Origin of the sequence: Janthinobacterium goodfellowi, from assembly GCF_051380695.1 — a bacterium.
GTDB lineage: Bacteria > Pseudomonadota > Gammaproteobacteria > Burkholderiales > Burkholderiaceae_D > Janthinobacterium.
Map to the genome: position 1 here is coordinate 652327 of NZ_JBNYXN010000004.1, position 10834 is coordinate 663160.

The window sequence follows — 10834 nt, forward strand, 5'->3', positions numbered from 1 at the left end:
GTCTGGTCAGGCTGCCACGGATTTGATGCGTATCAATTTGCCGTCCACCATGTGCAGGCCGCATTCCTTGGAATCCGGGTTTTCCCACCACCAGCGTCCGGCGCGCACATCTTCGCCCGGCTGCACGGCCCGCGTGCACGGTTCGCAGCCGATGGACGGGTAGCCCTGGTCGTGCAGCGCGTTGTACGGCACGTCGTTGGCACGGATATAGTCCCACACATCCTGCTCGGACCAGTCGGCCAGCGGATTGAATTTCGTCATCGCGTGCGCGGCGTCCTCTTCCTGCACATGCAATTCGGCGCGCGTGGTGGACTGCGCGCGGCGTTGTCCCGTGACCCAGGCCTTGTTGCCGGCCAGGGCGCGGCCCAGCGGCTCGACCTTGCGGATGCGGCAGCATTCGCGGCGCATCTCGACGCTGTTATAAAAGGCGTTGAGGCCGTTCTGTTCCACGTAGGCAGCGACAAGCTCCGGCTGCGGGCGGTACAGGGTGATGTCGTGGCCGTAGCGGGCCTTGACCTTGTCGAGCACGGCCAGGGTTTCCTGGTGCAGTCGGCCCGTTTCCAGGGAAAAGATGCCGATCGGCAGCTTTGCCTTGAGAATCATGTCTGTCAGCACCATGTCTTCGGCTGCCAGGCTGGACGCGAACACGGCCGGCGAAAAATCGGCGGCGATGCGTGTCAGCGTTTGCTCGGTGGCGTGAATCAAAGAAGTCAGATCGCTCATGATGGGTCCTCAGATGCCGGCCGCGTTGTCGAGGTCAGGATTCTGGCCTTCGCGGTGGTGGCGGCGGAATAGCGGCGATTTCTGGTCCCACGACGCCTGGTAGGTTTCCGAAAAGACCGACAAACCTTTCAGGGCATCGTGGATGCTGCGGTCGGGCCGGGTGGCATACGCGTCAAAGCCTACCCTGTGCATGGAAAACAGCTGGTCGCGCAGCACGTCGCCGATGGCGCGCAATTCACCTTGGAAACCCAGGCGGGCGCGCAGGTTGAAGGCGATGGAATAGCCGCGGCCATCCGTGAATTTCGGGAAATCCACGCCGATGACGGGCAGTTGCGCCACGTCGGCCGCCAGTTCTTCCGGCCGCTCGTCGCTGGCCAGCCAGACACCGATGTCGGGCAGGCGGGCCAGCAGGGTCTCGCGCTGGGCTTGCCACACGGGCAGGGGGACGATGACCTTGCCCGCAGGCACGACGACCGTTTCCGGCGTGTCGGTCTCATCGAGGCGCAGCAAGCCCCAGGTATTCGGCACCACGGCGGCGTTCTTGATGATTTCTTCGCGTACTTCAAACATATTCGTCTTCTCCCACCAGGTTGCCGACGGTGATCGGCGTTGCATATACGTGTTCCTTGAACGGTGCCAGGCCCAGACGCTGGGCCGTATCGACGAAGCGCTCGCCTTCGTGGCGGTCGCGCACGTAGACGTGCAGCAGGCGGCCGATGACTTCAGGCATCTGCAGGGAAGAGAACGATGGGCCGATGATCTTGCCGATGGCCGCGTTGTTGCCTTGCGCGCCGCCAATCGACACTTGATACCATTCGCTGCCATCCTTGTCGACGCCGAGGATGCCGATGCTGCCCACGTGATGGTGGCCGCAGGCATTGATGCAGCCGGAAATATTCAGTTCGATCTCGCCGATGTCGTGCTGGAAGTCGATGCTGTCGAAGCGTTCCGCGATGGCGGCCGCGATCGGCAGCGACTTGGCGTTGGCCAGCGAGCAGAAATCGCCGCCCGGGCAGCAGATCATGTCCGTCAGCAGACCGATGTTCGGCGTGGCCAGGCCGTGCGCCTTGGCTTCCTGCCACAGTGCGAACAGTTTCGATTGCTCCACGTCGGCCAGCACCAGGTTTTGTTCATGCGTCACGCGCAGTTCGCCAAAGCTGTAGCGGTCGGCCAGATCGGCCACGAAGTCGATCTGCTCGGCCGTCGCGTCGCCCGGCGGCACGCCCGTCTTCTTCAGCGACAGCACCACGGCCACGTAGCCGGGGCGCTGGTGCGGCTTGACGTTGCGCGCCAGCCAGTTGACATAGGCCTTGTTGTCCGCATGTTCGGCCTGGTAGTCGAGTTCCGGCAGGGCAAGGTAGGCGGGGGGATTGAAGAAGTCCGCCACGCGCTGCATTTCCTCGGCCGTCAGGGTTTCCGGACCGTCCTTCAAGTCGACCCACTCCGCTTCCACCTGGCGCGTGAATTCTTCCACGCCGATGGCTTTCAACAGGATCTTGATGCGCGCCTTGTATTTGTTGTCGCGACGGCCGTGCAAGTTATACACGCGCATGATCGCCTGGATGTACGTCAGCAAATGCTGCCAAGGCAGGAAGTCACGCACGACGCTGCCCAGGATCGGCGTGCGGCCCATGCCGCCGCCGGCCATCACCTTGAAGCCCACTTCGCCAGCGGCGTTGCGCACGGCCGTCAAGCCGATGTCGTGCACGGCGATGGCGGCGCGGTCTTCCTCGGCGCCATTGATGGCGACCTTGAATTTACGGGGCAGGGCGATGAACTCGGGGTGGAAGGTGCTCCACTGGCGCAGTACTTCTGCGTACGGGCGCGGATCGATGATTTCGTCGGCGGCGACGCCGGCGAACGGGTCCGATGTTGTATTACGGATACAGTTGCCGGAAGTCTGGATCGCGTGCATTTCCACGGAAGCGAGGTCCGTCAGGATATCGGGCGTCTGTTCCAGCTCGATCCAGTTGAACTGGATGTTCTGGCGCGTGGTGAAGTGGCCATAGCCGCGGTCGTACTTGCGCGCGATGTGCGCGAACATGCGCATCTGCTTGGACGACAGCAAGCCGTACGGCACGGCGATGCGCAGCATGTAGGCATGGCGTTGCATGTACAGGCCGTTTTGCAGGCGCAGCGGAATGAATTCCTCTTCCGTCAGTTCATTGGCGATACGGCGCGCAACCTGGTCTCGGTACTGGGCGATGCGTTCTTTGATGATGAGGTGGTCGTACTGATCGTAATGGTACATATCAATTCCTAAAAAAGCCGGGGTGCTGGAAGATTGCCTGGGATTATGTTCTTGATACTGCTCTTGCCACTTAATAGATTAGCTTTACTGCCACGCCGGTCAAGGTCATCGCCAGCAGCACGCGTAAAAACTTTTCCGGTACCGAACGGGCGACCCAGGAACCGAGCGTGATGCCGGGCAGGGAGCCGACCAGCAAGGAGGCCAGCAATTCCCAGTGGATGGAGCCGAGCCACCAGTGGCCCAGCGCGGCGATGGCCGTCAGGGGCACGGCGTAGGCGATGTCGGTGCCCGCCACTTCGGCTGAGCTCATGCGTGGATACAGCATCACGAGCAAGGTCGCGCCGATGGCGCCGGCGCCGATCGACGATACCGTCACCAGCACGCCCAGCACGGCGCCGGCGAGGATGGTCGCGGCGGAAAGCTTGTTGCCTTGCAATTGTTTCTCTGGATGGGCATTGATCCAGGCCAGCATGCGGCCCTTGAAGATCAGTGCCACGACGGTCAGCAGCACGGAACCGGCGATCGAGTAACGGATGATCTGGCCGATTTGCGGCGACAGGGTGCCGAACGATTTGAGCGCCAGGGTCGCGAGGACGGCGGCGGGCAGGGCGCCGATGCACAGGCGCTTGACGATATCCCAGCGGATGGTGCCGCGCAGGCGGTGCGTCAGGGTGCCGGCGCTCTTGGTGATCGAGGCGAACGCCAAGTCGGTGCCCACGGCCACGGAAGGCGGTACGCCAAACAGCAGGGTTAACAGCGGCGTCATCAGCGAGCCGCCGCCCACGCCGGTCATTCCTACGAGTAATCCTACGGCAAATCCTGAGACTATATAAGACAAAGTCATGCTTGCACCCCCAAAGTACCCGCAATAGTAATAAACTTAGTGTTTAATCCAAACTACTAAGTACGCATTTGCTTATATGCGATATGCGTATATGCATGAATGCAAAATCATGGGTGGGGCGGAAACTCGGCAAATCACGGCAATCTAGGGCAAACCAGCAATGAATCTCCATCAACTGCGCTTCGTGCGCGAAGCGGTCCGGCAGAACTACAACCTGACGGACGCCGCCAAGGCCTTGTTTACGTCGCAACCGGGCGTATCGAAAGCCATCATCGAGCTGGAGGAAGAGCTGGGCGTGGATATTTTTACGCGCCACGGCAAGCGCATCCGCGGCTTGACGGAGCCGGGCCGCCTGGTGCTGGAATCGGTCGAGCTGATCATGCAGGAAATCGACAGCATGAAGCGCATCGGCAAGGAATTCGCGGCGCAGGACAGCGGCAGCTTCACCATTGCCACCACGCATACGCAGGCGCGCTACACCTTGCCCAAGGTGGTGCAAGCCTTCATGCTGAAGTTCCCGAAGGTAAGATTGTCGTTACTGCAAGGCAATCCGCGCCAGATCGCCGAGATGGTGCAGCGCGACCAGGCCGACCTGGCCATCGCCACGGAATCGATCGCCGCCATCGATGGCCTGATCACCTTGCCATGCTATCAATGGGAACACGTGGTGGTGGTGCCGGTCGACCATCCGCTGCTCAAATCGAAGTCCGTGACCCTGGAAGAAATCGCCGCCTTCCCGCTGATTACCTATGACAGCGCGTTCGCCGGACGCAACAAGATCGACCACGCTTTCGTGCTGCGCGGCCTGAAGCCCGACATCTTGCTGGAAGCCATCGACGCGGACGTGATCAAGACTTATGTCGAGTTGGGCATGGGGATTGGTATCATAGCGGGTATGGCCTTCGATGCCGAGCGCGACAAAGGCTTGCGCGCCATTCCTGTCGGGCACCTGTTCGGCATGAATGTGTCGCGCGTGGCCGTCAAGCAGGGCGCGTATTTGCGCAGCTATATTTATACCTTTATCGAGTTGCTGACGCCGACCTTGAACCGCAAGCTCATCGAGCAGGCGATGAGCGGTGATAAAGAGCACTACGAACTATAACAATGCATGAAGTCGGCCGGGCGAGGTGCCTGGCCAAGATTATTTAAGAAGAGAAGAAACAATGATTACCGATCAGCTTGCCAAATATTACGCCACCATCGCGCAGCAGTACGAGCGCGTCTATGACAAGCCCGAACGCCAGGAAGACCTGGAAGTGTTGCGCGACAAGGTCGCCGACGTGCTGGAAGGCCACACCGTGCTGGAACTGGCTTGCGGCACCGGCTACTGGACGGAAGTGGTCGCCGAGTCGGCCGAGTCCGTGCTGGCCACCGATATCAACGATGAAATGCTGGCGCTGGCACAAAAGCGCGGCTTGCCCGACAACGTCACCTTCGCCAAGCTCGACGCGTTCAACTTGCCCGACGACATGCTGGGCAAGTTCACGGCTGTGTTCGCGGGCTTCTGGTGGTCGCACGTCAAGCGCGAAGACCAGGACAAATACCTGAAGCAATTGCGCAGCAAGCTGGGCAAGGATATCTTGCTGGTGCTGATCGACAATTCTTATGTCGATGGCAGCAGCACGGTGATCGCGCGCACCGACCTGGAGGGCAATACCCACCAGTTCCGCACGACGGATGGGGGCGAGCGCTATGAAGTGCTGAAGAATTTCCCGTCGGATAGCCACCTGCGCAAGAAGTTTGCCCACTCGGCCCGCGAAATCCGCATGAAGCGCCTGGAATACTACTGGCTGTTGAGCTGCCGTCTGAAGTAACGCTGGCCTTTTGATGTGGTGTGCCGACAATGTTGTCGGATTACGCTACGCTAATCCGACCTACGCCTGACAGCCACTGTTGTTGCAGCATGAACCGCCTTCGGGCGGTTTTTTTTCGCCTGTTGTTTTTATCTGACAAGATGTTGTTCTAAAAAACAACATCTTGTCGATGTCATATTGTTGAAGTATTTCGTGGGCATGATTCGGTTCAGCAGCTAAGCAGCTCAGCAGCAGCTCATCTTGTCCAACCTAATGTAGAGATTCTCAAGTGAAAAAAATTACTCTGGCAGCATTGATCGTCGGCACCTTCGCAGCAGCTACGGCGCAAGCACAATCGAACGTCACCGTGTATGGTCTGGTTGACCTCGGTATCGCCAAGACCACTGGCCAGCCAACGGTCGAGCGCGAAAACAATGCGTCGCGCCTCGGTTTCAAGGGCACGGAAGATCTGGGTGGCGGCCTGTCCGCAATTTTCAACCTGGAAAGTGAATTCCTGGCCGACACCGGCGCGCAAAAAGGCGTGTTGTTCGACCGTCAAGCGTACGTGGGCTTGAAAGGCGCTTTCGGTACCGCCATCCTGGGCCGCACCAAGAACCTGGTCGATGGCACCATCGCCCGCGTCGACCCATTCAACACCTACGGCGTGGTCGGCAAGAACAATGAAGCCCTGCTGCGTTCGGGCGTCGGCACGTCGCGCGTCAACAATGCCGTGACCTACAACAGCCCAAGCTTTGACGGTTTCGTGGGCAGCCTGCAATACGTGCTGAGCGAAGTCAACAGCGCTGATGCAGGCGTAATCGGCCTGGCAACCTACGACAATGGCCCGATCAGCCTGCACGCCGGCTACGAAAAAGCCGTGCAAGCAACGGCAACGGCAGCCAAGGCCGACCTGTGGTCCATCGGCGGCGGCTATAAATTCGGCCCAGCCAAGATCACGGCCGCCTACTCGAAAGGCGACACCAAGGTTGCCACCACGGGCGAATTCAAGTCCTACCTGATCGGTCTGAACTACACGGTGGGTGGCGGCGATGCCAAAGTGTCGTATGGCAAGCAAGAGCAAAGCAACAACAAGGTCAAGGATCAGGACACCATCAAGGAATTCGGCGTCGGCTACGACTACCACCTGTCGAAGCGCACCGATGTGTACGCCTACGCTGGCCGCGAGCGCGTCAAGTCGCTGACCTCGTACCAGATTGGTCTGGCACACAAATTCTAAGCATCATTCGATGTGACGAAGTAAAGGCGCCTGCGGGCGCCTTTTTTATTGCATCGCCGCGGTTGCCGCCTCCGCGTGCATGGGCAGCGAGATGTCGATGCGCGTGCCGCCCAATTCGCTATCGGCGCCGATATGGATGCTGCCGTTCAAGCCCCACACCCGTTCGCGCATGCCCAGCAAGCCCAGTGCCGTGTCTTTTTCCAGGTCGTGTTCGGCAATGCCGCGGCCGTCATCCTGGATGGTGATCGCCAGCGAGGAGTCGATGCGGTGCAGGGCGATGGTGATGCGGCTGGCTTCGGCATGGCGCGCGATATTCGTCAGCGCTTCTTGCACGATGCGGTAGATGGCCGTGCTGCGCGCGTCGTCGAGCACGAGGTCGGCCTCGTCGGCCAGCAAGTCGAAATGGATGGCGCGGCGCAACAGGAAGTCGTGGCGCAGTTTTTGCAGTGCAAAATACAATCCCCCTTCATCGAGCGCGCGCGGGCGCAGGTTGCTGGCGATGCGCCGCAGCGAGGTGATGGCCGTCACCAGCAAGCCGTCCATGCTGTGCAGCAGGGCTTGCAGGGGCGCGGTGGTGTCCGTGTGCTGGCGCACCAGGGTCAGGTCGACGCGCAAGGTGGCCAGCAATTGTCCCAGGTCATCATGCAGTTCACGCGCGATATGCTTGCGTTCTTCTTCGCGGATGGTTTGCAACGCGCTCGACAATTCACGCAATTGCGAAAAGGAGCGGGCCAGCTGCTCATGCATCTGCTGGCGCGCGGTAATGTCGCGCACGATGATGGTAAATACGCTATGGCCATCTTCCTGCATGGCCGAGAGCGATCCTTCGAGGGGAAACATGGCGCCATCGCTGCGCCGTCCCGTCAAGGTGTAATCGGTGGCGCGCCGTCCCGTCAGGCGCAGTTCCTGGCTGATATCGCCAAACGGCGGCTCGCCATCGTGCTTGCCCAGGCCGCCCAGGGTACGCAAGTCGCGCAGGATGTAGTGGCCCAGGCGCATGCCGCGCATGCCGGCCGGCGTGTCGTCGAACAATCTGGCTGCCGCCGCGTTCGCATGCAGGATGATTTGCCGGCTGTCGATGCTGATGATGGCGTCGCTGGCGCTGTCGATGATGGCCTGGCCGCGCGCCTGCTGTTGGCGGCGGGCTTTCAGTGGAGGAAACAAGCACAGCAAAAGCGCAGCCGCCATACCCAGCGGCAAGATGCGCAGCAGTGCGGGACTGCCTCGGTCGGGCATGGGGTTCTCCTTGCGAACGTGGACGAAGGCAGGCAAGACAGCGGTGGCGAGTTGGACTTTATCTAGCCTATGCCTGCTGGCGCGGCGCGGCTTGATGTGGCGCAGGAAGGGGAAAGGAAGAGATCAAGGCGCCGCACCGGCCTGGGCCGGGCGGCGGCGAGCGATTTACATTTGCTTGAACAGGTGCAAGAAGCTGCGGCTGACTTCGAGCTTGTCGGATTTGCCCTTGATGAGGACCAGGTGGCGGCCGCGGATGTCGCGCGTCACGCCTTCAATGGCATTCACGTTGACCAGGGTGGCGCGGTGGATTTGCCAGAACAGCGAAGGGTCGAGCTCTTCGGCCAGGTCGCGCACGGGCTTGCGGATCAGCGCTTCATACTTGGCCGTCTGCACGCACGTGTATTTTTCGTCAGAACGGAAGAACAAAATCTCTTCCACCGGAATCATGCGCAAGTCCTGGCCGATGCTGGCCTGTATCCATTGCAGGTAAGTGGGCTTGGCCGTGATTTTTTCCGCCAGTTGCGACAGCATGGCCGTGACGCTGCTGTTGACATCCAGGGCCGGTTTGTTCAAGTGCGTTTTCAGGCGCTCCACCGTCACCAGCAAGCGCTCATGTTCGGGCGGCTTGAGCACGTAGTCGACGGCGCCCCGCTCGAAGGCTTCGACGGCGTGACTGTCATAGGCCGTGACGAAGACGATATGCGTCTTGCTGCCTATCACTTGCGCCGCTTCCATGCCCGTCTTGCCCGGCATGCGGATGTCGAGGAAGGCAAAGTCCGGTTTGAGTTGTTCCACCAGTTCGATCGCTTCGTCGCCATTCTTGGCTTCGCCGATGATTTCCAGTTCAGGCCAGGCCTGGCCCAGGCGCAGGCGCAGCTGGTCGCGCATCAGTCTTTCGTCGTCGGCAATAATAGCGGTAGGCATAGGTCTCAAGTGTGAACAGGCGAAGATTGATTATTCAATGATTTAGCGTTTTTATCAACTGTCTTATTTGGACAATTGATATGGCACTTCGATCACCGCACACACGCCGGACGGTTGATTTGGCGTAATGGTCAGGCTGCCCTGGTCGCCATGCAGCAGTTTCAAACGCTCGCGGATGGTGGGCAAGCCCAGGCCCGTGCCATCGCTGGGCACCACGCCAAAGCCCAGGCCGTCATCGGTGACCGTCACGCGCAGCTTGCTGTGCGCCACTTCGGCCACGATGCGCAGGGTGCCGCCTTCCGGTTTGACTTCCAGGCCGTGCTTGATGGCATTTTCCACCATCGATTGCAGCATCATGGGCGGGAAGGCGGCGCTGCGCAGGCCGTCGGGAATCTGGAAATCGACGGTCAGGCGTTCTTCCATGCGCATTTTGAGCAGGTTCAGGTACGCTTGCACCATGTCCGCTTCGCGGCCCAGGTTGGTAATCAGGGCGTTGTCGCGCATTTGCGGCAGCACGGCGCGCAGATACTGGATCAGGCTGCGCTGCATCTTGGCCGCGCGCGGCGGGTCGACCTGGATCAGGTGTTCGACGGAGGCAAGCGTATTGAACAGGAAGTGCGGCTCGACTTGCGCCTGCATCATCTGCATCTTCGCTTCGCTGAGCTGGCGCTGCATGGATTCGCGCTCGGCCGCTTCGTTGGCCGTGACGGTTTCCGCTTCGGCGCGTTTCTTGCCGCCGACCAGGGCCTTCATGGCGAACAGGGCCAGTACCAGCAAGGACACAAAACTCTTGAACCAGGTCGAGGCTTGCTGGTGGTAGCGCGACACTTTTTGTTCCGCCGCATCATCGACGGCTTCTTCGATGGCATTCGACAACTCTTCGCCGATTTGCGGCGGTAATTCGATATGGACTTCTTCCCCCGAAGCATTGGTGGTCACCGGATAGTTGGGCTTGGCAGGGGCGGCCGGTGGTTGCGGCGGTTCCGGCGGCACGGCGCTGGCTTTTGCGTCCGCCTCGGCGGCATCGCTTGGATCGCTGGCCGCATCGGCCGTGCTGCTGCGCCGGTTCTTGCCGTTGCGGGGATTGAAATGGATGCCCGTATCGTCGATCAGGATATTGGTTTCCCCTGAACCCTTGCTGCTGCGTTTATGCGACTTGATGACCACTTCTTCGTCCGGGCTGGACGAGAACAGCTCATCTTGCAAAATGGAACCGGCGATCAGAGCCAGTGCCGCGAACAGGAAGAATTTCCACCACGACAACTGGGTAACCCAGGTCGTCGTCGCGTCGAATGCCCGTTGCAACCAAGCGAGGATGGTTTTCAACAATTGGGGCAGGCTGGAAATCGGAAGCATGGGGGGCACTTTCAAGTACAAGAGTTAATCGACGCAGCGGGCAAGTTTAACCCCTTGTTGAGTAGCGTCAGAGTCTGATGTTGCCACTGTGCCTAAAGACCACGAACTACGCCAGCCGATTGCGACAGGCTGCACAAAAAGGCGCTTGAAGTGAAGACTATGCTTGCTGGGCGGCGGGGGCGGGAAAATAGCGCTTGCGGGCCGCGCGGAGCAGGGCTATAATTCGCCCCCTCGCTGAACGACGCATGCAAATGCCGAGTGAGACGAGAAAAAGAAGGAGTTGACGGATGTAGTGAAATGCTTCATACTCTTCCTTCTTCGCAGCTGACAAACACAACGCTTTGTCGATAGCACGAAAGCAGTAACCGAATACAGTTCTTTAACAATTAACAGTCGATAAGTGTGGGCATTTGATGCAAGTGCAGCGTCAATTTTCGGATTGGCGTCTAACTTAAAATATCAAATGTTCA

The 10834-nt window shown here is 59.9% G+C and carries 10 protein-coding genes; 3 read left to right on the forward strand and 7 right to left on the reverse strand.

The annotated features are described in order from the left end of the window. Nucleotides 1–6: 6 nt before the first annotated feature. From ACQ4WQ_RS18885 to ACQ4WQ_RS18900, 4 genes are all read right to left on the reverse strand, one after another. Entirely contained in the window at nt 7–723 is a 717-nt protein-coding gene (locus tag ACQ4WQ_RS18885; RefSeq protein WP_436499146.1) for a phosphoadenylyl-sulfate reductase, read from the reverse strand. A 9-nt stretch (nt 724–732) separates the two neighbouring features. Continuing rightward, nucleotides 733–1293 carry a DUF934 domain-containing protein gene (locus tag ACQ4WQ_RS18890; protein WP_070219467.1) on the reverse strand — a complete coding sequence of 187 codons (561 nt, stop codon included), beginning with the start codon at nt 1291–1293 and terminating at the stop codon, nt 733–735. Continuing rightward, nucleotides 1286–2974, reverse strand: a complete 1689-nt coding sequence (locus tag ACQ4WQ_RS18895) for a nitrite/sulfite reductase (protein WP_086138740.1) — start codon at nt 2972–2974, stop codon at nt 1286–1288. Before ACQ4WQ_RS18895 ends, ACQ4WQ_RS18890 begins: the two co-directional genes overlap by 8 nt. A 70-nt stretch (nt 2975–3044) precedes the next feature. Beyond that, nucleotides 3045–3818: a sulfite exporter TauE/SafE family protein gene (locus tag ACQ4WQ_RS18900; protein WP_326459847.1), complete on the reverse strand. Its 774-nt coding sequence runs from the start codon at nt 3816–3818 to the stop codon at nt 3045–3047. 160 nt (nt 3819–3978) lie between these two features. On the opposite strand from ACQ4WQ_RS18900, the gene ACQ4WQ_RS18905 reads away from it, so the two are divergent. From ACQ4WQ_RS18905 to ACQ4WQ_RS18915, 3 genes are all read left to right on the forward strand, one after another. Further along, nucleotides 3979–4920 carry a CysB family HTH-type transcriptional regulator gene (locus ACQ4WQ_RS18905; RefSeq protein WP_034751505.1) on the forward strand — a complete coding sequence of 314 codons (942 nt, stop codon included), beginning with the start codon at nt 3979–3981 and terminating at the stop codon, nt 4918–4920. A 61-nt stretch (nt 4921–4981) separates the two neighbouring features. Then, a complete protein-coding gene (locus ACQ4WQ_RS18910) occupies nt 4982–5632 on the forward strand; it encodes a class I SAM-dependent methyltransferase (protein WP_436499149.1) in 651 nt (216 codons plus the stop codon). Nucleotides 5633–5900: 268 nt separating this feature from the next. Continuing rightward, on the forward strand, nt 5901–6848 hold the full coding sequence (locus tag ACQ4WQ_RS18915) for a porin (protein ID WP_436499151.1): 948 nt from the start codon (nt 5901–5903) through the stop codon (nt 6846–6848). Nucleotides 6849–6893: 45 nt separating this feature from the next. Here the strand turns inward: ACQ4WQ_RS18915 and ACQ4WQ_RS18920 are convergent, their stop codons facing one another. From ACQ4WQ_RS18920 to ACQ4WQ_RS18930, 3 genes are all read right to left on the reverse strand, one after another. Beyond that, nucleotides 6894–8084 (reverse strand): PAS domain-containing sensor histidine kinase, encoded by a 1191-nt coding sequence (locus ACQ4WQ_RS18920; RefSeq protein ID WP_436499153.1) that lies wholly within the window; start codon nt 8082–8084, stop codon nt 6894–6896. 165 nt (nt 8085–8249) lie between these two features. Continuing rightward, nucleotides 8250–9008, reverse strand: a complete 759-nt coding sequence (locus tag ACQ4WQ_RS18925) for a LytR/AlgR family response regulator transcription factor (protein ID WP_034751497.1) — start codon at nt 9006–9008, stop codon at nt 8250–8252. 63 nt (nt 9009–9071) lie between these two features. Continuing rightward, entirely contained in the window at nt 9072–10364 is a 1293-nt protein-coding gene (locus ACQ4WQ_RS18930) for a sensor histidine kinase (protein ID WP_436499155.1), read from the reverse strand. Nucleotides 10365–10834 lie beyond the last annotated feature (470 nt).

Bases quoted from the DNA above. Each gene is read 5' to 3' on its own strand.
- ACQ4WQ_RS18900 (WP_326459847.1), bottom strand. From the start codon at position 3,818: ATGACTTTGTCTTATATAGTCTCAGGATTTGCCGTAGGATTACTCGTA.
- ACQ4WQ_RS18910 (WP_436499149.1), top strand. From the start codon at position 4,982: ATGATTACCGATCAGCTTGCCAAATATTACGCCACCATCGCGCAGCAG.
- ACQ4WQ_RS18925 (WP_034751497.1), bottom strand. From the start codon at position 9,008: ATGCCTACCGCTATTATTGCCGACGACGAAAGACTGATGCGCGACCAG.
- ACQ4WQ_RS18905 (WP_034751505.1), top strand. From the start codon at position 3,979: ATGAATCTCCATCAACTGCGCTTCGTGCGCGAAGCGGTCCGGCAGAAC.
- ACQ4WQ_RS18920 (WP_436499153.1), bottom strand. From the start codon at position 8,084: ATGCCCGACCGAGGCAGTCCCGCACTGCTGCGCATCTTGCCGCTGGGT.
- ACQ4WQ_RS18930 (WP_436499155.1), bottom strand. From the start codon at position 10,364: ATGCTTCCGATTTCCAGCCTGCCCCAATTGTTGAAAACCATCCTCGCT.
- ACQ4WQ_RS18885 (WP_436499146.1), bottom strand. From the start codon at position 723: ATGAGCGATCTGACTTCTTTGATTCACGCCACCGAGCAAACGCTGACA.
- ACQ4WQ_RS18890 (WP_070219467.1), bottom strand. From the start codon at position 1,293: ATGTTTGAAGTACGCGAAGAAATCATCAAGAACGCCGCCGTGGTGCCG.
- ACQ4WQ_RS18895 (WP_086138740.1), bottom strand. From the start codon at position 2,974: ATGTACCATTACGATCAGTACGACCACCTCATCATCAAAGAACGCATC.